Genomic DNA, 21,212 nt, shown 5'->3' with positions numbered 1-21,212 from the left:
GATCTCGCCCGCGGGCGCGCGGACTCGGCGGCTCACTCCAGCCGTAACGTGGCGATCTTCCGTACGTCGTCGCCCGTGGATTCGTACCAGGTGGCCTCGGGGCCCGGGAAGGTGAGCGTGGCGACCGCGTTCTGGAACCACGGCCCCTTGACGATCCGCCACCGGAAGGGCGGCCGCGGCAGCCGGGCCGAGCGGGCCAGCAGGCCGCCGATCAGCGTGGCGATGCCGAACTGGGTGAACACGTTGGCCCAGCGCAGCAAGCGGCTGAGGGGGTTGCGGATGGGCGAGCAGACGATCTGGTAGATCGGGCCCGTGCGGGCCTTGGCGACGTAGGAGTAGTGGACGTCGCCGGAGAGGATGAGCACCGGCTTGCCCAGCGCGGCCAGCAGCTTCGACAGATCCTCGAACGAGCGCCGGAAGGCCGCCCAGTGTTCGAGGTCGACGGCCTGGCGGAAGGACTCGGACACGCGCGCCACCGGCCGGCCCCAGGCGCCGTCGCAGAGGGCTTCGTTCCAGTTCTGCACCCCGTGCACCCCCTCGGGGAGCAGGAACGGGATGGACGAGCCGATGATCAGCCGCTCGGCGGGTTTGGCGACCTCCTCCTCCAGCCAGGCCCACTCGCTCGGGTCGAGCATGCGGCGGTCGCCCGGGGTGAGCTGCCTGGCGCATCTGGTGTCGATCATGATGAGCCGGGCGTGGCCGAGCTCGCGGGAGTAGCTCCACCGGTTGCTGCTCGGCTCGGCGTCGGCCTGCGAGGCGAACGCGTCCAGCTCGGCAGCCCCGTCGCCGCCGCCGTCGAGCAGCTTGCGCAGCAGCGGATCGGCGGCCCGCTCCTGCGGGGACAGGTTGCCGAGATGCTGGTAGACCCAGTAGGCGCCGAGCCCGGCGACCACCCGGCGGCTCCACCAGCCGGTCTCGGCCATCTGCTCGCGCCAGGTCTGCGAGGTGTTCCAGTCGTCGCGCAGGTCGTGGTCGTCGAAGATCATCGCGCTGGGCACGGTCGACAGCAGCCACCGGATGTCCGGGTCGGTCCACGCCCTGCGGTAGAGCTCGGCGTACTCCTCGAAGTCGGCGATCTCGTTCTTCGGCTCGGTGTCGCGGCGCGCGTGGATGTAGTCGAGCATCTCCGGCGAGGGGCTGTCGGCGTAGACCTGGTCGCCGAGGAGCAGCAGCAGGTCGGGCCACTCCTCGTCACCGGCCTCGGCCAGATGGCAGCCGTAGGACCGCAGTACGTCGTACCCGTGGGTGAGGAGGTGCGCCGTGTCGTGCGGCGCGGTCGTGCGGCAGGAGCCGAACATCAGCCGCGCCGGCCCGTCGGGCGGGACGAGCCGGATCCTGCTGGGCGGACGGCCCTCCAGCGGCCACACCTGCTCACCGTCGAGAGTGACGGCATAGGAGCCGACATTCTGGGAAAGCTCCGTTATGTCGACGATCGCGTAGTGATGGTCGTGGACGGTGAAGGTTTCCGACTCGTACGAGCCGCCGCCGGCTTCGATGTGGACCGTGCACGGCTCGTCGGTCTCCACGAAAATCGAAGCGCTGGCAGAATCGACGTACCGCAGCATCGGCCCGACCACCAGTTCGGGCATCACACCCTCCACTTCGACAGTTCGGCGCACTCCGGGCCACAAGCCTGCCAGAGTGGCACCTTCCAAGCATCTGGATCAGCGGCTTGGATCGCAAGGAGATCACACATCACATATTCCCCCCGCTCTAGGATGATCCGTACAAGAACGCCCAAATGGGTTATAGGCAACGGCGCCTTACCCGATAACGGGCGTACATAACAGGAGGAAGCTCTTCCATGAGTGTCATGGTGCCGTCAATGACGCCGGCACAGATCAGCGCGGGCCAGGAGGCCCTCGAATCCGCTCACTTCCAACTCGGCAGCGCAGCCGAGCGCCTGGGGCTCGACGACGGGCTCCGCGCGATGCTCGCCACGCCCCGCCGGTCGCTGACCGTCGCGGTGCCGGTGCGGCGCGAAGACGGCAGCATGGACGTCGTCCAGGGCTTCCGGGTCCAGCACAACGTCTCGCGCGGCCCCGCCAAGGGCGGCATCCGCTTCCATCCGGCCACCGACATCCACGAGGTCACCGCGCTCGCCATGTGGATGACGTGGAAATGCGCGCTGGTCGGCATCCCGTACGGCGGCGCCAAGGGCGGCGTGGCCGTCGACCCCGCCGGATACACCACCCGCGAGCTGGAGCGGCTCACCCGCCGCTACGTCAACGAGATCCTGCCGCTGATCGGCCCGGACAAGGACATCCCGGCCCCTGACGTCGGCACCGACGAGCAGACCATGGCCTGGATCATGGACACCTACAGCGTCAACGCCGGCTACGCGGTGCCCGGCGTCGTCACCGGCAAGCCGATGCCGCTCGGCGGCTCGCTGGGCCGGGCCGGCGCCACCTCGCGCGGCGTGCAGATCGCCGCCCTGTCCGCGCTCGGCCGCTCGCCCGAGGGCGTGACGGTGGCGGTGCAGGGCTTCGGCAAGGTGGGCGCGGGAGCCGCCCAGTACCTCGCCGACGCGGGCTGCAAGGTCGTCGCGGTCTCCGACGTGACCGGGGCGGTGTACGCGCCCGACGGCCTCGACGTCGCCGGGCTGCGGGCCTGGGTCGCCGAGTCCGGGCAGGTGCGCGGCTATCGCGACGCCGACGCGCTCGGCCTGGACGAGCTGCTGGAGCTGGACGTGGACCTGCTGGTCCCGGCCGCGCTGGAGGGCGCCATCACTGAGGCGAACGCGCCCCGGATACGCGCCCGCCTGATCGTGGAGGGCGCCAACGGGCCCACCACGCCGGAGGCCGACCGCGTCCTGGCCGCCAACGGCACCACGATCGTGCCCGACATCCTGGCCAACGCGGGCGGCGTGATCGTGTCGTACCTGGAGTGGGTGCAGAACATCCAGGCCTGCTCCTGGAGCGAGAGCCAGATCGAGCGCAAGCTCCGCGACATGATGGAGAGCGCGTACGGCGAGGTCAAGTCGGTGGCCGCCGAACGCGACCTCACCCTCCGCGAGGCGGCGCACGTCATCGGCGTCGGCCGGGTCGCCGAGGCCCACCGCATGCGCGGCCTCTACCCCTAGGGCCGGTACGCCGGGGTACGGCCTGCCCCGGCAGGCCGTACCCCGCGGGCGGGAAGTACCCAGGTTGGGTAAACCTTGATGTCGCAGGTCAGGGCGCTGATCATTTCCTGCTAGAAGTAGGTGGGTGTTGAGGTTGGTGCTCTGTCTGGCCCTGCTCGATCCCTCCGGCGTCGCCGAGGTCCCGCGGCGTAACATCCCGGCGCGGGAGGTGCTCACGCCCCAAGGCGACCGGCTTGGTTACGCCCCCGTGCCGCGGCCCTATACGGGCACGCGGCGGCTGACCGGCGTCCTGGTCGGCCGCGACCGGGAGACGGGCCGCCACATCACGTGCGGCGGCACCGTGGTGCGCTCCCGCAGCCGGAGCCTGGTGCTGACGGCGGCGCACTGCCTGCGTAACCACGGCCGGATGCTGGAGCAGCTCGCGTTCCTGCCCGGCTACGACCGGGGCCGGCCGGTCGAGGGCGTGTGGCCGGTGGAGCGCACATGGGTGCCCTCCCGCTGGCGCGGCCGGGGGTTCGCGCCCGACCTGCTGCCGTACGACGTCGGCCTGGCCGGGGTGTCGGCCAAGCCGCGCGGCCGGCTGGAGGACCTGACCGGGCGGGGGCTGCGCCCGCTGCCGACCCGCAGGGGCACCCCGCTGCGCGGGCTGGAGCTGCTCGGCTACCCGGCGGGCAAGCAGTATCCGGGCAACCGCATGTACCGCTGCGTCGGCGACGCGGTGGAGGGCAAGGAACGCGGGCCGGGCGTGCTGGTCACCCGCAACTGCCACGCGGCGGCCGGCGGCAGCGGCGGCCCCGCGCTGTACGAGGGAGGGGTGGCCGGCGTCGTCTCCTCCTCCAGCCCGCTCCGCGACGACAAGGGCTTCACCGTGCTCAGCCGGCTCGGCAGCAGGACGTTCACCCGGATGTACGAGCAGGCCGACCGGATCATGCTCCGATCGAAGTGACGATCTCCTCGCAGAGCGCGTGGGTGACCAGGGCGTCGTCGGCGGTGACCAGGCGGCCCGCGCCGACGGCGGCCAGGAACTCCGCGCAGATCGCCTCGATGCCGCGCTGGCGGGCGACCGGCACCCAGTCGGGCCGCCGCCGCAGCGTCTCGCCGCCGGCGTAGTCGACCACGTCGCCGAGGTTGACCACGCGGCGTTTGACGCCGTCGCCCATCACCTCGCAGCTCTCCTCGGAGGCCCCGCTCACCCGGTTCATCACCCCGATGGCGGTGAAGCCGTCGCCGGACAGCTCCAGCACGACGTGCTCCAGCAGCCCGTCGCCGTTCACCCGGGTGCGGAAGCGGGTGCCGGTGACCTCGCCCGGCGCCAGGAACCTGAGCGTGTCGGCGACGTGGATGAAGTCGTCGAAGACCACCTGGCGCGGGGCGCCCGGCAGGCGCTCCCGGTTCTTCTCCATCAGCACCAGGTGCCGGGGCAGCTCCGCCAGGGCGGCGTAGCCCGGCGCGTGCCGGCGGTTGAAGCCCACCATCAGGGACCTGCCCCCGGCCCTGGCCAGCGCGGCCAGCCGCTCACAGTCGCCCAGGTTGTCGGCCAGCGGCTTGTCCACGTACACGTGCACCCCCGCGGACAGCAGCGTCTCCACGATCTCCGGGTGGGCGGGGGTGGCGGCGTGCACGAACGCCACGTCCACCCCGGCCTCGACCACCTCGTCCACCGTGGTGAACCGCCGGTCGACCCGGTAGGCGTCGCCGAGGCGGCGCAGCCTGGCCCGGTCACGGGTGCACAGGTGGAGGTCGAGCCCGGGATGGGCGGCCAGCACCGGCAGGTAGGCCTTCTCCGCGATGTCGCCGAGGCCGATCAGGGCGGTCTTCACGCGTCGAGCGTAGCCTTGAACGCCTCGCCGACGGGGGTCGGAGCGACTCCGAAGGTCCGCTGGAAGGCGGACGAGTCGAGCACGTACGGCGCGACGAACTGGTAGCGGACGTGCCGCAGCTCGCCGATCATGGGCTGGAAGAGCCCGGCCGCCCGCACCAGCGGCCACGGGAGCTGGACCATCCTCGGCGCGGGCCGGCCGAGCAGCCGGGCCATCTCCTCCCCCACCTGGCGGAACGTCATCGGCTCCGCGGTCGGCACGTGCCACGGCCGCCCCCACGCCCGCTCGTCGCCCCCGGCGACGATCAGCGCCCTGGCCACGTCGGGCAGGTACGTCCAGCTGTGCGGGACGTCGAGGGGCCAGACCACCTGGACGGTCCTGCCCGCCTTGAGCGCGGGCAGGAACCGGGTGCCCAGGTAGGACTGGTCGGTGGCGCCGGGGCCGAAGTAGTCGGAGCCGCGCACCTCGGTCACCCGGATCCGGCCGGCCCGGTGCGCGGCCAGCGCGTCCTCCCACATGCGGGCCCGTACCCGGAACTTGGGGTTGGCGGAGGCGAGCGGCAGGTCCTCGGTCATGGGGCCGGTGACCGGGCCGTACGGGTAGAGGTTGCCGAGGATCGTCAGCACCGCGCCGCTGGCCTCGGCCGCGGCCAGGAACGACGCGGCCATCGGCGGCCAGTCGGTGAGCCAGCGGTGGTAGCGCGGGTTGACGCAGTTGTAGAGGACGTCCGCGCCCTTCGTGATCTCGATGAGGCGGCGCCGGTCGGCGACGTCGGCCGCCACCTTGACCGCTCCTTCGGGACCGCTTCCCGACCGGGTCACCACGGTGACCTCGTGACCCCGGTCCAGGAGTTCGCGTGCCACATGCGTACCGACCTGGCCGGAACCCACGACGACGTGCTTGCCCATGATCAGACCTGCTTCCAGACGATGCGGAGAACCGCGTTGACGACGAAGAGGGCGGCGAGCGCCCCGGCGGGAAGGGCGGCGCCGGCCGCGTAGAGCGCCAGCGCGCCGCCGCCGAACCAGAGGATCTCCAGCGCGGCGCGCGCCAGGCCGGTGAGCGGGATGACGGCGTTGGCCCCGCCGCCCGCCCCGAACAGTGCCCAGGCGACGATGAACAGCGCGGGCGCGCCGAGCCCGGCGAGGAGCTTCACGCCCCAGTGCTGGCTCAGCGTGAACCCCCAGTAGCCGGCGGAGACGAGCACCCCGAGCTCCAGGAAGAACATCAGCGCCAGATTGGCGCCCTTGGCGATGGGGAGCACGACGACCTCCTGAGTGACTGCCGTTCCCTTACGAGAGCAATGCTCTCTCAAGAGAGCGGCCATCGTCAAGAGCAGTGCTCTCGTTTCCGGCGTGCGCTCTGGTAACGTGCTGGGCATGACAGCGAGCCGTACCGCGCGAGAGCGGGTCAGAGCCGAGCTCACCAGGGAGATCACCGACATCGCCCGCCGCCAACTGGCAACCGAGGGCGCGGGCGGGCTGTCGCTGCGCGCGGTCGCCCGCGAGATGGGCATGGTGTCCTCGGCGATCTACCGCTACTTCCCGAGCCGCGACGACCTGCTCACCACGCTGATCATCGAGGGCTACAACGCGCTCGGCGAGGCCGTGGAGCGGGCCGACGCCGCCTGCCCGCGCGACGACTACCTCGGCCGATGGCTCGCCGCCTGCCACGGCCTGCGCGACTGGGCGCTGGCGCACCCGCACGAGTACGCGCTCCTCTACGGCTCCCCGGTGCCCGGCTACCAGGCGCCGCAGGACACGGTCCCGGCCCGGCTGCGCGACGTGACCGTGCTCGGCGCGACCCTGCGCGAGGCGCACGAGGCGGACGCCGTCGACCCGCCCCCGCTGCCGCCGCTCCCCCCCGACGCGCTCAGGGCGGACGCGGACAACCTGCGCACGATCATGGCGGGCGTCCCGGACGAGCTGATGTTCCGCGCGCTCACGTCCTGGACCGCCCTGTACGGGTGGATCAGCTTCGAGCTGTTCGGCCAGCTGAACAACGCCATCGAGGAAAGGCACACGGCCTTCGACCACTCGATGCGCACCCTCGCCGCCGTCATGGGCCTGCGTTAGCGCTCCAACGATGCATGCTCATGCTTCGGTGACGGAGATGCCCAGCTCCTCAAGGTCCAGCACCGATCGGTCCTCCCGCCGCAGTGGCGCGTTCCGCCACTCCGGCAGCGTGCCGGAGAAGCTGACGCCGGTCTCGTCGCACCGTCTGCGGTGGAGGTTGACATCGCCGAGTATCGCCGGGACGAACAGCACCCAGTAATGCGGTGTCTGCCCGTATTCCCGGGCCTTCCTGCCGAAGCGGTGGCCCAGAACACGAATCTCCGGCGCCGCGCCGGACTCCCAGCCTGGAAGGTCGGTGCTGACGCGCGGGCTGATCGCAGCGAATTGCGCGTGGAGCTCCCAGTTGATCGAGATGGAGACCTCCAGGATGCGCTTCTGGTTGTGGTCGACCAGATAGACGCCTACTTTGTCCAACCATCTCTTTTCCACGGCGTCGAGCAACTTCACCCGGCCGGCATCCTGAATTCCCGCGTAGCGCAAGAACATGTCGAATTGGTCCACGACCGCCTCGGTCCTGCTGCGGGTCGCAGTGTAGGAATAGGTTCTCATTCACTCACCTCATCAGGAGGAGGTCAGGTAGGCCGGGTGGAGATAGGTGCGATCGGCGGCCTGGTGCTGCTCGTGCAGCACCGCCGCCGCACGCTCGACGAGAAGTGGGTCGAGCCGGCCGTTCGCCACCCTTTCCACGTGCACACGGTAGCGATCGGACTCGCCTGAGATCAGCGAAAGGTTGTCGGCGAAGGTCCCGATCAGTTTCTCCGCACCGGTGCGCACCAGTTGCGCGCGCAACTCCGCGAAGAACGAGATCGGGTGGGCGGGGTAGCCGGCGAGCAGACGCGCCACCGTCTCGCCGTCGGTGAGCCCGCCCAGGACATGACCGACCACGCTCTGCCGCTCCTCGGCCGTCGGCTCCCAGTGCAGCACGCTCATGCGTCCCGGCCGGCGCAGCGGAGGATACAGCTTGCCGAAGTCGTTGCCGGTGACGAATATCGGCACCCTGTCGATGTGACCCACTTTCTCCACCTCACAGGGCCGGTCCGCCAGGTGCATCAACTGGGCCAGCACCTGCTGGTGGTTGACCGTGCCGGTGTTGTTCTCCCACTCTCCGACGGTGGTGTCGACGTCGTCGATGACGATGCAGGCCGGCCGCTTTCTCCGGATGGAATGGGACGCGCGCAGGTAGGCGGCGAGCAGATCCTTTCCCGGCACTCCGGCGCGTTCGCTCTCGAAGTCCGCCGCACTGATCGACTCTGTGCGCACGGCGAGGGAGTCGAGGATCGCACGCAACTGGAAGGACTTTCCCTCACCGGGCGCACCGAAGATGCCCATGATCACTGGATGGACCGGCAGATCGACATAACTCAGCACGAGATGCTCTCGTACGGCCCGGCTGAACCGTTCGGACATCATCATCATCGATCCCCTTCCGTGTCCTGCCGCAGGTGCTCTATCTCTTCGTCCAGCCGGTAGAGAATGCTCGAAGGGTCGTTCTGACTCTTCTGTGGATCGCCGGTCCCGTTGAGAAGGGCATGCCGCAATCTACTGATTTCCAGGTCCAGATTGGCCAGCGCGAATTCGACGCTCGGAGCGTCGGGGGTCGGGGTGAACACCACCGTGCTTTGCTGCACCGCGAGCCCGCTCGTGTAGTCGATGATCTGAGCCAATTGTCGTTGGATATCGGCCAGACTTTCCCGGTCGCGCGCCTGGAGCTCTTTGATCTCCGCCACCTCGTCGATCAAAGACTGGATCGTGGCCGAAGTCTCGCGACCCTTGATGAAACGATCTGTCAAAGCCTGCGCTGCACCTTGGATTATGCCGATCCCGAGTTCGGCGAGCATGGATCCTCCATCTTCGAGCGGATTCAGGGAAAAGCCACGCCCAAGCCCCCTGCGACGCCGGCCAAAATTAGCGTCGCCGACTTGACGACTGCTTGCAGCCGTCGCGACTCAAGCGATCCCGATCGGAGGGTGCTCTTTCAATCCAGTAACCGAAGATATTTCGTAATAATCCGTGAAAGGGCAGACGATGTCGAAAGCCTCGTACACCGGGTCAGACACGGGTCAGCAGCGGCACCAGGACCTCGTCCACGATGTCGACGACGAGCCGGTCGGGGATGGGCGGCCCCTGGAAGAGGAAGTGCTGCCTCAGTAGGGCCTGGCCGGTGTCGAGGCGGAGCGGCGTGACCGCGTCCCCGGAGATCTCGCCGCGCTCGACGGCGCGGCGGGCGATCTCGGCCATCATCTTGCGGCCCGCGCCCTGCGAGTTCTCCTTGAAGGTGCGGGCGCTGGCCTCGTCGCGCAGCGCCTCGGCGAGCAGCCCGCGCATCGCCTCGCCCGCCGGGCCGGACAGGATGTCGGCCGTGCCGCGCAGCAGGGTCAGCAGGTCGCCGCGCAGACTGCCGGTGTCGGGGACGTCGGACAGGGCCGGCAAAGAGTGGTAGACCGAGTCCATGACCAGCGCGACCCGGGTGGGCCAGCGGCGGTAGAGCGACGCCTTGCTCGCCCTGGCCCGCTCGGCGACGCGTTCCATGGTGAGCTTGGCGTAGCCGCTCTCGGCCAGCTCGTCGAGCGTCGCCCGGTAGATGGCGGCGGCGAGCTCCTCGCCCCGGCGCCGGGGCAGCTTGCGGTGGTCGGTGACCATCTCAGCCATGGTACCGAGCCTCCACCACCACGCCGGAGTCGCCGTCGACGGTGACCTGCCGCCCGTCGGCCAGCAGGGAGGTGCCGTCGCCGGTGCCCATGACGGCGGGGATGCCGTACTCCCTGGCCACGATCGCGGCGTGGGAGGCGATGCCGCCGGTGTCGACGACCACCGCGGCGGCCCGCTGGAACAGCGGCGTCCACGACGGGTTGGTGTAGGGGCAGACCAGCACGTCACCGGGTTCGAGCCGGCCGAACTCCGACGGGTCGCGGACCACCTTGACCGGCCCAGTGGCGGTGCCCGCGCTCGCGGGGGTGCCCGCCACGAGCGCGTCACCGGCGTCGCGGGCCGGGAAGACGGCCCGGGGGTCGATGAGCCGCACACCGGCGAGCTCCTCACGCCGGGCGGCCCGGGCGGTCGCGCTCGCGCGCAGCCGCCGGCCCTGCTCGTCGCCGAGAGCGGTCACGTCCTCGATCGCCTCCAGCTCCTCCAGCCTGAGGTGGAAGACGTCCTCGGGGGCGTCGAGCACGCCCGCGTCGCGCAGCCTGCGGCCGATCTCGACGATGGACCGGCGCAGCGCGGGCAGCGGCATCGTGAAGGAGAAGTGGCTGTCCTCACGGAAGGCGATCCCCGCGCGGGCGGCGTGCACCTTGCGGACCATCTTGTCCCGCTTGCGGGCGCCGCGCAGCCGCGGGTGGGCGAGCAGCCGGTCCATCGCGTCGTCGCCGGGCTCGGACCGGGGTGGCTCCGCCGCCAGCACCCTGATCAGGTCGAGCACGGTCTCGGGTCCGTCGGCCCAGGTCGGCGGGGTGACCAGGAGCGGACTGGCGCCTTCCCGGTGGCCGTACTCGGCCAGGAACTCCCGGAGCGCCGCCTGGAAAGCCTCGGGCATCGGGTCCCGGGCGAGCACGCCGGTGTTCCTGGCCTGCTCGGCGAGCTCCTCCAGGGCCCGGTTGGCGTCGCTGGTGCGGGTGCGGGCGCCGGCGATCAGCGCGCCGAACAGGTCCGTACGTCCGAGCAGCTTGAGCGCGGCGCGCAGCCGCAGCAGCGACAGCCCGCTGCGCGGCAGGTAGTCCGTGCGCAGGCCGGCCACGGGCCGCACGGCGGCCAGCACCCTGCGTGGCGTCCTGACCAGCTCCGGCCAGGGCAGCGCCGCCAGGTCGAGCTTCGTCAGCTCGCGCACGTCGTCGAGGTAGCGCTGGAAGCGCGGGTCGCCGCTCCACCGGGCGGGATCGTACCGGCGGGCCTTGGCGAAGATCAGTAACGGCGCGACGAGCAGCTTGGGCGAGGGGTGCGGGCGGGGCGGCACCAGCCGGTAGGCGACGCCGTCCTGCTCCTCGATGAAGTGGTCGAACGCCCCCCGCAGGCCGAAGTTGCGGGTCACCTGCGCCATGAGCCCGGCGGGCCCGTACGGCACCCAGGTGGACATGTCGATCGGATAGGGGCGTACCGGCAAGTACTCCATCAGGACGGTGCCGAGTCTGCGGCGGATCGGGCCGAGCTTGCCGAGCGGGGGCGGCGGCAGCGCGGTCATCGGCCGGGCCTGCACGAGGCTGACCTCGCCGCCCGCGTACGTCCACTCGATGTCCTGGGGGCGGCCGAAGTGACGGGCGACCGCGGTGCCGAGCCCGGCCAGCTCGCGCAGCACGCCGCCGGGCAGCCGCTCGGCGGGCGCGCCGTCACCGGTCTCGTGGCTGACGCCGCCGCCCGCCAGGGCGCGGACGACCACCTCACGGCGGCCGGGCGCGAACTCGGCGATCTCGCCCCGCGGCGTGAGCACGTAGTGGTCGGGGGTGACGAGGCCGGACACGACCGCCTCGCCGAGCCCGGTGCCGGCGTCGACGACGAGCCGCCCGCGGTCGCCGGTGACGGGGTCGGCGGTGAACATCACGCCCGCCGCCTCCGCCGCCACCATGCGCTGCACGACGACCGCGATGCGCACCTCGGCGTGGTCGAGGCCGAGCCGGTCGCGGTAGGCGACGGCGCGCTCGGACCAGAGCGAGCCCCAGCAGCGCCGGACCGCGTCGATCAGCTCGTCCTCGCCGACGACGTTGAGGTAGGTGTCCTGCTGCCCCGCGAACGCGGCGCCCGGCAGGTCCTCGGCGGTGGCGCTGGAGCGCACCGCCACCGGCCCGCCGCCGAGCTCCCGGTACGCGGTCAGGATCGCCCCGCGCAGGGTCTCGGGGATCTCCACCTTCTCGAAGTACGCGCGCGTGGCGTGACCGGCGGCGACCAGGTCGTAGGCGGCGGTGGTGACCACGAATCCGGCGGGGACGGGGAAGCCGCCGGCGATCAGCTCGCCGAGGTTGGCTCCCTTCCCGCCCGCGAGGGCGAGGTCGCCGCGGCCGAACGAGCTCAGGGGGGCGACGAGTGTCATGAGGTCTCCTGTGCGTGAGCGGTGGTGCGGAGAGGTCGCGCGGGCAGCGCCAGCGCGAGCAGGAAGGCCACGCCGAGCAGCGGCGTCATGGCCGCGAACACCGGCGGCACGGCCTCGGCGAAGGCGGCGCGCGCGGCGGTGTCCAGGGGGGCGCCGGCGCCGGGCATGCCGCCGGCGAAGCGCCAGGTGATGAGCGCGCCGACCAGGGCGACGCCGGCGGAGGCGCCGATCTGGCGCAGGAACGTCACCGACGAGGTGGCCGTGCCCAGATCGGCGTACGCGACGGCGTTCTGCGCGGCCAGCACCATCACCTGCATGACGAGCCCGACGCCGAGCCCGATCAGCGCCAGCACGCCGGCCAGCGCGGCCGCGTCACCGGCGGCGAGCGGCAGCACGGCCAGCCCGGCCGCGGCGAGCGCGGTGCCCGCGACGGGGTAGCGCTTGTAGCGGCCTGTCCTGGTGATGAGCCTGCCGGAGACGACGGTGGTGGTCAGCACGCCGGCCATGAGCGCGGTGACCAGCAGCCCGGCCCCGGTCGCCGAGGCGCCGTGGGCGATCTGCAGGTAGGCGGGGATGTACGTGAGGGTGCCGAAGAGCGCGAACCCGATGAGCAGGCTGATCATCACCGGGACCGCGAACGCCCGGTCCCTGAACAGCCGGAGCGGCAGGATCGGGTCGGTCGCGTAGCGGGCGGTGACCAGCCAGGCCGGCACGGCGAGGGCGGCCAGGGCGAGGAACGCCGGGTTCCTCGTCTGGCCGAGCATGACCACGCCGACGACGGCCAGGCCGAGCGTGACCGCCCCGGCGATGTCGACGGGCGCGCGCGACTCCGGCCTCGGCAGTTTGAGCGTGACGGTGAGCACGACGAAGGCGAGCAGCCCCAGCGGCGGATAGATGGCGAAGATCCACCGCCAGCCGGCGCTGTCGATGAGGAACCCGCCGATCAGCGGCCCGCCGACGGCTGCCACCACGTAGGCGGCCCCGATCAGCCCGAGGTAACGGCCGCGCTCGCGCGGGCTGACGACCTCGCCGATGACGGCCTGCGCGCCGATCATCAGCCCGCCGCCGCCGACGCCCTGCACCGCGCGGAACGCGATGAACTGCGGCATGCTCGCGGCCGTGGCGCACAGGACCGCGCCCACCACGAAGATCACGATGGCGACCTGCATGAGCGGCTTGCGGCCGAACCGGTCGCCGAGCTTGCCGTACACCGGCATCACGACGGTCGCGGCCACCAGGTAGGCGGTGATCACGGCGGGCATCTGGTCGAGCCCGCCGAGGTCGCCGGCCACGGACGGCAGCGCGGGCGTCATGATCGTCTGATCGAGCGCGCCGAGCAGCATGCAGAGCATCAGCCCGGTCAGGACGACGACCATCCCGCCACCTCCTTAGAGAACGAGTCGTTCTCTAAGGAGAGTAAACGTCATCACTAAGAAACGCAACGTTCACTATTCGGCCGCCTCGGCTTCCGCCGCGGATCGCGGTGGTCAGCCCCGGCGGAGAAGTTCCGCCAGCCCCGTCGCCGGATGTCCCGCTACGCGCGCCACGTCCCCGGTCACCCGCTCCAGCTCACCGGCCGCGATCGCCGTGTACGTCGACACCCAGGCGTCCACCTGCCACCGGGGTGCCCCGTACGAGGCGCGCGACGCGTACGCCTCCTCGACCGTCTCGGCGTGGTACCTGGTCTCACGCCCGGTCACCTCGGTCAGGACCGTCGCCACCTCGGCCAGCGTGAGCGCCTCCGGCCCGGTCAGCTCGTACGTGCTTCCCTCGTGCGCGGCAGGATCGCCCAGCACGGCCGCCGCCACGTCGGCCACGTCATCCCTGGCCACCGCCGCCACCCGGCCCTCCCCCGCCGGCCCGCGGATCACCCCGTCCTCCCCGGCCAGGTCGGGCAGGAAGTCCGCGTACAGGTTGTCGCGCAGGAACGTGAACGCCATCCCCGAGGCGCGGATCCGCTCCTCGGTGGCCCAGTGGTCGCGCGCCAGCGTGAAGGCGGCGTCCGGTCCCGGGTTGGCGAACGACGTGTACACGAGGTGCCGGACGCCCGCTTCGGCGGCGGCGTCGACGAAGACGAAATGCCGCTCCAGCCGGTCTGCGGACTCCGACGCCGACACCATCAGGACGACGTCGACGCCCCGCAACGCCCCGCACACCTTCTCGCGATCCCCGAACTCCGCCTCCGCGACCTCCACCCCGGGCAGCCTCGGCGCCCGGTTCGCGTCCCGTACGAGCAGCAACTGCTCCGACCTGGCCCCGGCCAGCCGCCGCGCCACCCCGCCACCGATATGCCCGGTCGCCCCGGTCACCGCGATCCTCATCCCATCAGGATGTCACGGCGCGACCCTCGGACCCGGGAGCGCGCGTCTGCCGGGATGAGGCACCAGACCGTACGACCCAGCCCGCGTCCATGCTCACCGATCCCCCAGTCCTGGGAGATCTCGCGGACGATCAGCAATCCTCGGCCGTCCTCTGCCTCCGGCTCCCGGCGGACGTACGGCCCGGAGAACGCCGTACCGGGGTCACGCACCTCCACGCGGACCAGCCCTCCTACGTCCGTGACGGTGAGGCCGATGAAGTCGCCCGGCCGGGCGTCCGAGTGCCGCAGGGCGTTCGTCACGAGCTCGGACACCGCGAGCACGACATCGCCGATGGCAGGATGATCACTTCCTAGCCAGTCGTGGACCTGCGCGCGGGCGTACGAGACGGACTCCCGAAGGCACATCAGCCGAATCGAACCGACGGTTCTGGGCCCCGCTGTTTTCATTCCTTCACCCGTTCGGAGAACTCCGCCTTGATCGACCTTCCCACCATCCCAAATGCTGACTACGATCAGTAGTCAATTGACTTCGCTAGGCCATCAACCGTTTCGACGAAAAGGCCGTTGAAACGCGGCGGCAGCCCCCGGGAGGTCAGGTGCCCAAGGAAAGCGAGCTGTGCCCCGCCGATTCGCCGACCGCGCTCTTCGGTTTCGAGCTGCGGCGATACCGCAAAGCCCGAGGCTGGTCGCAGATCCGGCTGTCGAAGGCGGTGTCCTACTCCGTCGGGACGATCAGCATGATCGAGACGGCCAGACGGTCGCCGACGGAGGAGTTCGCCCGCCACTGTGACGAGGCGCTGGAGGCGGAGGGCGCGCTTATGCGCCTCTGGCCGATGGTCAGTCACGCGGCGGCACCGCCATGGTTCCGGCCGTGGCTGGATGTGGAGGCGACGGCGGAGGCCATCCGGACATGGGAGCCGCTGGTGGTGCCCGGGCTGCTTCAGACGGAGGACTATGCGAGGGCGGTGCTGAGCGGCGATGTCGGCGTGACACCCGAGCAGGTCGAGGAGCAGGTGGTCGCCCGCATGGAACGCCAGACCATCCTGAGACGCCCCAGGCCGCCGTTGCTGTGGGCCGTGATCGACGAGGCGGTGCTGCATCGCCCGATAGGCAGCCCCGCCGTCATGTCAGCACAGCTCACCCGCCTCCTCGAAGCCGGCCGGACCCCTCGGACAACACTTCAGGTCCTTCCTCTCAACGCCTACTCCACGACCGGGCTCGCAGGAGGATTCGCCATCGCGCAGGCACATGGCGTCTTCGACACGGCATATGTCGAATCCGCTGGGGTTATGAGCCGAGTGACAGAGCGACCAGAGGACGTAAGCGTCCTAACATACAGATATGAAGGGATTCGCTCTGAAGCACTGTCCCGTCGCGAATCCCTAGAGCTGATCAAGGAGACGCTGCAGCGATGGACGAGCTGACGCGAGAACTCGACACAGCCGTGTGGCGTAAGTCCACACGATCCGGGCCCGACGGCGGCAACTGCGTCGAAGTGGCCGAGCTCTCCGGCGGGCGCCGGGGCGTCCGCGACAGCAAGAACCCCGCCGGACCAGCCCTCATCTTCACCCCTGGCGAGTGGGCCGCATTCATCAGTGGCGTGAAGGACGGAGAGTTCGACTAGACACGATCCTGAGTTCCTGACCACCCTGGCCTGTTCAGTTGTTTTCAACGATCACGGCCAGGGTTTCATTGTTTTCAGGCGTTGATCTCGGTCGATTCTTGCTGCGCGACGTCTCTTCATCGTGACCCGGCAGCCACCGCTTTACCTGGCAAAACCGTACATTTTCTGGCAGATCTCGCGCACACTCGTACTTTCACCGTTGTTTCGCTTGTTCTGTTGATGTGTTGTTGATTACCGTCTGAACGACATGGAGGGACGCCGCCTCCTGATCTGGTTCTGGTGGAGCGAGCCGTACGGGGGGATCATCGTGGCTGATCTCGATCGCGACGCGATGCGGGCCGCGGCTGAGCGGATCCAGCGACTGTCGGATGAGCACTGGTGGGCGCTGACCCCCTCCTGCCGCCTGATGGAGAACGACACGTGGGTGGGACCGGCGGGCGCTCGCTTCGACAGCCAGGTGCATGCCGACCAACGGGAGCTCCAGGAGCTGCTCAGGCAGGCCGTGACGAGCGCGAACCAGAAGCTGGCCTCACTCCCGGACAAGCCATGAACGGGTTCAGCGGGGTGAAGCAGGCCGAGTTCGACACGATGGCCAGTAAACACACGCAGGCAGCGGGTCAGTTAGAGGAGCTGGCGCAGAAACTGCACCGGGAGTTGCAGGGTGCAGGGCTCGATACCGCTCCTGCCTCGCGACTGCGGAAGCTCGCCGCACAGGTCACCACGCAGGCGGAAGACCTGCGGAGGCGCCAGAAACTGGTCCACGAGTTGCAGCGGCAGAAGGTGGCCTTCGGCAGGAGCACCCCTGCCGGGAATTACGTGGAGTTGCCTGACCGGCTGGAGGCCGCCAAGGGCTTGCTGGACGGCACACTCGCCGGCCGGGCGGCTTCGAAGGTGGCCGACGGGGACGAGAAGGCGCTGGCGGAACTGGAGAAGTACGCCTCACGTACGGGGGATTCGGAGTTCGTGAAGGCGTTCCTCGGCACGATCGGCGCCCGGGGCGTGACGCGAATGTCCGGCTCGCTCGCGACGATGCTGCGCGACGCCGTGACCCGCGGTGACTCCGATCGCAAGAATCGGCTCTCCACCTCGGGGCGGAACGTCCTCAGCACGCTGAGCACCGCCCTGGCCAAGGGGACCAATCCTAAGGACCCCGCCTACCAGGGAGACGACTTCCTGGAGGACCTGGTGAAGGAAGGGCGGGCCCAGCACGGGGCGGATGGCCGGAAATACCTGGGTTACCAGGCTCAGGCGCTCATCTGGCGGGCGCACGACGGGGAGCCGCCGTACTCCAAGGAGTTCATGGAGGTCGTCGGGCGGGACGTGATCGTCTACGAGCGCGAGCAGCGCGAAGACACATGGGCTGCGAGTAAGGACTGGCTGGGCCGCACCTTTGGAACTGGCGCCCAAGTGCCGATCGTGGACCTAGCTGGCTCGCTCAGCCTCGGCGCCCTGCTGAGACCGGGAGCGCCCACGAAAGGGCCGGTCATGCAGAAATCGTCGTCGATGGTGGAGAACCTGTTCCACGCGGCGAAGTCCAGCCGAGAGGCATCGCATGCCCTGCTGGATCACACTCCGCCGGGGTGGGATGAGTCGGTGCTGCACTATCTGCTCACGACTCGGTGGGGTGCTTCCCAATACCTCGACGACTATGAGCCGATCAACGAGATGCTGATCACCGCGACCACTGGCCAGGACGCCACCTCCTACAAGCTGGCCGCACGGGTGACGAAGATTCTCTCTAATGAGGCGCGCGCGGCCTTCCAGTCGAATGGCGAGCAGCTTGAGATCAAGGACCGGGAGGTCTTCTACAAGTACGCCCCTCTCAGTTACGCGTTGTCCCGCGCGATCTCTGCCAACATCGATCAACTGTCCGAGCTCTATTTGAATCATGCAACGTGGGACGGCGTCGCTCCTGAGGACATGTCCTACGCACTGGTGCTGGCCGGTTCCAATAACAAGGGATTCGAAGCCCTGGTGAGAGCGCAGACCGAGCACATGCGCGCGGCGCTCAATGGTGCTCCTCCTGTTGGCCTCAACGCCTCCAATGCGAAGCGATTCGGTTTTAGTCCAGCGGACGTGGAAAGGTTCGACCTGAATGGGAATGGGTACGTTGATAAATCTGACACCATCCAGTTCTTGAAGGATCGCGCTGCAGAGGAGGCAACACCCTTCAATCAGATCGTAGAAACCCGACGCCAGGCACTTATTGCCCAAGGGTTGGATGATAAGAAAGCTGACGAGGAATTGAAGGGCATGGTGGCGGATGCGATCGGCCTACTTCCGGTGCCGGGCGCCAAGCAGGCAGGAACCTTGGCCGCCGGAACCTTCGGCGAACTCATCGGCAAGGGATACGAGCACCTAGCCGGAGTAGGCTACGACAAGCTCGGTGAACAAGTGGCACTCCGGATGTCCGCAGATGGGCGCGACCTCGACGAAACGTACCGGACGTTGGCGGATAACCGACTGGGAACGGAAAGGTTGGCAGAACAGATGCTCGCCACTTCCTTGCTTACCAAAGGGGCGCTTGACGGGCTAGATCTTGAAGGTGGATCCTTCACGACGGGCAATCCACCTCGAATCAAGCCATTCTCCACAATGTCCACTCATGAATATAGCCAATATCTTGCCTGGGCTCGCACAGCAGGCGGCAGCAGTGAAATCATCAGCTCTTTCGAAAATTCCTTCCGTCAACCCAGCAAGGTGCACGACTACCTAGATCTCGACAACGACTCTTCATCCGGTGGTGGCACGTAATGCACGTCCGCACGCCTATCGTCCTGGCTGGACTCGTGGGGCTCGTTGTAGCCTGCACTCCCGAACCTCCCATCGTCGCCACACCGGCGCCCATTCCTCAGCTGATCAAAGACTCCGCGCCATACGTCTGCAGGCTCATTCCGGAACGAGCATTTCGGCTCATCAGCGGTGCGACAGACTCTCTCACCGAGAGGACGGACGGCAACGAGAGGAACGGTGAGTGTTGGGCGCCCGATATCAGTCCTCGGCCTCTGGAAGTTTGGTGGATGCAAGAGGGCCCCGGGATGCCTGGCGAGCATCTGAAATCTCTGATCGATGGCAAGCGTGAAGTCTACACACGACATGGAGGAATAGCCCTGCCCGCTGACCTTGGTGATGGCATGGCCGCCCATCTAACCGAAGGACTCTTGGCCGAGCAGCCTTACCAGGTAAGCGCTAAGTTCCGCTGCGGAAGCAAAGACCGCATGATCCATATTTACTTGACCCATGTGACTAAAGGACGAGACGGCCTTAAAGACCTGACCGACCTCATGCGCATCGCCCAGAACCGCTACAGCCAAATCCACGACTGCGCCCTCAACACCCGATAAACACCTCGACCGCACCCCCAATGGTCAGCAGAGGCGCGGTCGAGAAAGAGGCATCGAGCCTTGTGGGCCGTATGCCGGGCACCGGAACCCCGCAGATCATGCAGGGCGGTGCAGGAAAACGGTCAGCGGGAGGCGCGGTTGACCGCGGAGATGATGGCCTTGAGGGAGGCGGTGGTGGTGTTGGCGTCGATGCCGACCCCCCACAGCACCGCGCCGTTGACCTCGCACTCCATGTAGGAGGCCGCCTTGGCGTCGGTGCCGGCGCTCAGCGCGTGCTCGACGTAGTCCAGGACGCGTACCTTGATGCCGGCGGCTCCGATGGCGTCGATGAAGGCGGAGATGGGGCCGTTGCCGACGCCTTCGATCTCGCGGATCTCGCCGTCGACGCGGACGTCGGCGTTGAGGCGGACCTTCTCGTCGACGGTCGAGTCGTGGCGGTGGGCCATCAGGCCGAGCCGGCCCCAGCGGTTGCCGGGCGTCGGCAGGTATTCGTCCTGGAAGATGGCGAACATGTCAGCCGGCGTGATCTCGCCGCCGTCGGCGTCGGTGCGGGCCTGCACGACCTTGGAGAACTCGATCTGCAGCCGCCGCGGCAGGTCGAGCTGGTGGTCGGCCTTCATGATGTAGGCGACGCCGCCCTTGCCCGACTGGCTGTTGACCCGGATGACCGCCTCGTAGGTGCGGCCGATGTCCTTGGGGTCGATGGGCAGGTAGGGGACGGCCCAGGTGTGGGAGTCGACGGGGACGCCCGCGGCCTCGGCGTCGGCCTCCAGGTGTTCGAAGCCCTTCTTGATAGCGTCCTGGTGGGAGCCGGAGAAGGCGGTGTAGACCAGCTCGCCGCCCCACGGGTGGCGGGGGTGGACGGGCAGCTGGTTGCAGTATTCGACGACGCGGCGGATCTCGTCGATGTCGCTGAAGTCGATCTCCGGGTCGACGCCCTGGGAGAACAGGTTCATGCCCAGCGTGACCAAGCAGACGTTGCCGGTGCGCTCGCCGTTGCCGAACAGGCAGCCTTCGATGCGGTCGGCGCCGGCCATGTAGCCCAGCTCGGCGGCGGCCACGGCGCTGCCGCGGTCGTTGTGCGGGTGGAGCGACAGGATGATCGAGTCGCGGTGCTTCAGGTTGCGGTGCATCCACTCGATCTGGTCGGCGTACACGTTGGGGCTGGCCATCTCGACCGTCGCCGGCAGGTTGATGATCACCTTGCGGTCGGGGGTGGGCTGCCACACCTCGTTGACCGCGTCGCACACCTCGACGGCGTACTCCAGCTCGGTGCCGGTGAACGACTCCGGCGAGTACTGGTAGTAGACGTCGACGTCGCTCGCCTCGGCCAGCTTCCTGACCAGCTTGGCGCCTTCGACGGCGATGGCGGTGACGCCTTCCCTGTCCATGCCGAACACCACCCGACGCTGCAGCGTGGAGGTGGAGTTGTAGAGGTGGACGATGGCCTGCTTGGCGCCCCGCAGCGACTCGAAGGTGCGCTCGATCAGCTCGGGCCTGGCCTGGGTCAGCACCTGGATCACCACGTCGCCGGGGATCCGGTCCTCTTCGATGATCTGCCGTACGAAGTCGAAGTCGGTCTGGGAGGCGGCCGGGAAGCCGACCTCGATCTCCTTGTAGCCCAGCCGGACCAGCAGCTCGAACATCTGGAGCTTGCGGTGGGAGTCCATCGGGTCGATCAGCGCCTGGTTGCCGTCACGCAGGTCGACGGCGCACCAGCGCGGGGCCTTGGTGATGACCTGGTCGGGCCAGGTGCGGTCGGTCAGCCGGATCGGCTCGAAGGGTTGGTAGCGCTGGAACGGCATGCGGCTGGGCTGCTGAGCTGTCATCGGAGTGCTCCTGGGTGTCGGTCGAAGGAAAGCGGCCGACGCGCATGACTGGCTCCGCGGCGAGGGAGCCGGCCTTTAGAGGCCCTCGCCGCGGCAGCTAA

The 21,212-nt window shown here is 69.0% G+C and carries 21 protein-coding genes; 8 read left to right on the top strand and 13 right to left on the bottom strand.

Going from position 1 to position 21,212, the window contains the following annotated elements; all coding sequences use genetic code 11:
* Positions 1-32 precede the first annotated feature (32 nt).
* Complete coding sequence (locus tag KME79_RS34265) at positions 33-1,589, bottom strand: alkaline phosphatase D family protein (RefSeq protein ID WP_219549257.1); 1,557 nt, start codon at positions 1,587-1,589, stop codon at positions 33-35.
* A gap of 236 nt (positions 1,590-1,825) precedes the next feature.
* Here KME79_RS34265 and KME79_RS34260 point away from each other — a divergent pair, with 236 nt between their 5' ends.
* Positions 1,826-3,082: a Glu/Leu/Phe/Val family dehydrogenase gene (locus KME79_RS34260; protein ID WP_281429576.1), complete on the top strand. Its 1,257-nt coding sequence runs from the start codon at positions 1,826-1,828 to the stop codon at positions 3,080-3,082.
* A gap of 124 nt (positions 3,083-3,206) precedes the next feature.
* Positions 3,207-4,028, top strand: a complete 822-nt coding sequence (locus KME79_RS34255) for a trypsin-like serine peptidase (protein WP_219549253.1) — start codon at positions 3,207-3,209, stop codon at positions 4,026-4,028.
* On the opposite strand, the gene KME79_RS34250 is transcribed toward KME79_RS34255, so the two are convergent.
* The 3 genes from KME79_RS34250 to KME79_RS34240 are packed head-to-tail and all read right to left on the bottom strand — an operon-like array spanning position 4,009 to position 6,166.
* The gene (locus KME79_RS34250; protein WP_148033396.1) at positions 4,009-4,902 is read right to left on the bottom strand and encodes a Gfo/Idh/MocA family protein; all 894 of its coding nucleotides are present in this window, start codon (positions 4,900-4,902) and stop codon (positions 4,009-4,011) included. The two genes, KME79_RS34255 and KME79_RS34250, sit on opposite strands and share 20 nt — an antisense overlap.
* A complete protein-coding gene (locus KME79_RS34245; RefSeq protein WP_219549251.1) occupies positions 4,899-5,810 on the bottom strand; it encodes an NAD-dependent epimerase/dehydratase family protein in 912 nt (303 codons plus the stop codon). The genes KME79_RS34250 and KME79_RS34245 overlap by 4 nt, the downstream gene beginning before the upstream one ends.
* A gap of 2 nt (positions 5,811-5,812) precedes the next feature.
* Positions 5,813-6,166, bottom strand: coding sequence for a YrdB family protein (locus tag KME79_RS34240; RefSeq protein ID WP_219549249.1), 354 nt, complete (start codon positions 6,164-6,166; stop codon positions 5,813-5,815).
* Between the two features lie 115 nt (positions 6,167-6,281).
* Here KME79_RS34240 and KME79_RS34235 point away from each other — a divergent pair, with 115 nt between their 5' ends.
* The gene (locus KME79_RS34235) at positions 6,282-6,977 is read left to right on the top strand and encodes a TetR/AcrR family transcriptional regulator (RefSeq protein ID WP_219549247.1); all 696 of its coding nucleotides are present in this window, start codon (positions 6,282-6,284) and stop codon (positions 6,975-6,977) included.
* 18 nt (positions 6,978-6,995) lie between these two features.
* On the opposite strand, the gene KME79_RS34230 is transcribed toward KME79_RS34235, so the two are convergent.
* From KME79_RS34230 to KME79_RS34195, 8 genes are all read right to left on the bottom strand, one after another.
* Positions 6,996-7,526: a hypothetical protein gene (locus KME79_RS34230; protein ID WP_219549245.1), complete on the bottom strand. Its 531-nt coding sequence runs from the start codon at positions 7,524-7,526 to the stop codon at positions 6,996-6,998.
* 12 nt (positions 7,527-7,538) lie between these two features.
* Positions 7,539-8,393 carry an AAA family ATPase gene (locus KME79_RS34225; protein WP_219549243.1) on the bottom strand — a complete coding sequence of 285 codons (855 nt, stop codon included), beginning with the start codon at positions 8,391-8,393 and terminating at the stop codon, positions 7,539-7,541.
* Positions 8,390-8,815 carry a hypothetical protein gene (locus tag KME79_RS34220; RefSeq protein ID WP_219549241.1) on the bottom strand — a complete coding sequence of 142 codons (426 nt, stop codon included), beginning with the start codon at positions 8,813-8,815 and terminating at the stop codon, positions 8,390-8,392. Before KME79_RS34220 ends, KME79_RS34225 begins: the two co-directional genes overlap by 4 nt.
* 211 nt (positions 8,816-9,026) lie before the next feature.
* Positions 9,027-9,626 carry a TetR/AcrR family transcriptional regulator gene (locus KME79_RS34215; protein ID WP_219549239.1) on the bottom strand — a complete coding sequence of 200 codons (600 nt, stop codon included), beginning with the start codon at positions 9,624-9,626 and terminating at the stop codon, positions 9,027-9,029.
* Positions 9,619-11,994: a PEP/pyruvate-binding domain-containing protein gene (locus KME79_RS34210; protein ID WP_219549237.1), complete on the bottom strand. Its 2,376-nt coding sequence runs from the start codon at positions 11,992-11,994 to the stop codon at positions 9,619-9,621. Before KME79_RS34210 ends, KME79_RS34215 begins: the two co-directional genes overlap by 8 nt.
* Positions 11,991-13,370, bottom strand: a complete 1,380-nt coding sequence (locus KME79_RS34205) for an MFS transporter (protein ID WP_219549235.1) — start codon at positions 13,368-13,370, stop codon at positions 11,991-11,993. The genes KME79_RS34210 and KME79_RS34205 overlap by 4 nt, the downstream gene beginning before the upstream one ends.
* Positions 13,371-13,481: 111 nt before the next feature.
* On the bottom strand, positions 13,482-14,315 hold the full coding sequence (locus KME79_RS34200; RefSeq protein ID WP_246640879.1) for an SDR family oxidoreductase: 834 nt from the start codon (positions 14,313-14,315) through the stop codon (positions 13,482-13,484).
* Entirely contained in the window at positions 14,312-14,719 is a 408-nt protein-coding gene (locus KME79_RS34195; protein ID WP_219549233.1) for an ATP-binding protein, read from the bottom strand. The genes KME79_RS34200 and KME79_RS34195 overlap by 4 nt, the downstream gene beginning before the upstream one ends.
* A gap of 191 nt (positions 14,720-14,910) precedes the next feature.
* On the opposite strand from KME79_RS34195, the gene KME79_RS34190 reads away from it, so the two are divergent.
* The 5 genes from KME79_RS34190 (at position 14,911) to KME79_RS34170 (ending at position 19,282) form a co-directional block, all read left to right on the top strand.
* Entirely contained in the window at positions 14,911-15,738 is an 828-nt protein-coding gene (locus KME79_RS34190) for a helix-turn-helix domain-containing protein (protein WP_219549231.1), read from the top strand.
* Entirely contained in the window at positions 15,726-15,938 is a 213-nt protein-coding gene (locus KME79_RS34185; protein ID WP_219549229.1) for a DUF397 domain-containing protein, read from the top strand. The genes KME79_RS34190 and KME79_RS34185 overlap by 13 nt, the downstream gene beginning before the upstream one ends.
* 247 nt (positions 15,939-16,185) lie before the next feature.
* Entirely contained in the window at positions 16,186-16,488 is a 303-nt protein-coding gene (locus tag KME79_RS34180; RefSeq protein ID WP_219549227.1) for a hypothetical protein, read from the top strand.
* A complete protein-coding gene (locus tag KME79_RS34175) occupies positions 16,485-18,692 on the top strand; it encodes a hypothetical protein (RefSeq protein ID WP_219549225.1) in 2,208 nt (735 codons plus the stop codon). The genes KME79_RS34180 and KME79_RS34175 overlap by 4 nt, the downstream gene beginning before the upstream one ends.
* Positions 18,693-18,976: 284 nt before the next feature.
* Positions 18,977-19,282: a hypothetical protein gene (locus KME79_RS34170; protein ID WP_219549223.1), complete on the top strand. Its 306-nt coding sequence runs from the start codon at positions 18,977-18,979 to the stop codon at positions 19,280-19,282.
* Positions 19,283-19,404: 122 nt separating this feature from the next.
* On the opposite strand, the gene leuA is transcribed toward KME79_RS34170, so the two are convergent.
* Positions 19,405-21,111, bottom strand: a complete 1,707-nt coding sequence (gene leuA, locus KME79_RS34165; protein ID WP_219549221.1) for a 2-isopropylmalate synthase — start codon at positions 21,109-21,111, stop codon at positions 19,405-19,407.
* Positions 21,112-21,212 lie beyond the last annotated feature (101 nt).

The sequence above is a fragment of the Nonomuraea harbinensis genome (assembly GCF_019396385.1).
GTDB lineage: Bacteria > Actinomycetota > Actinomycetes > Streptosporangiales > Streptosporangiaceae > Nonomuraea > Nonomuraea ferruginea.
This window is presented reverse-complemented; position numbering and strand designations above follow the sequence as displayed.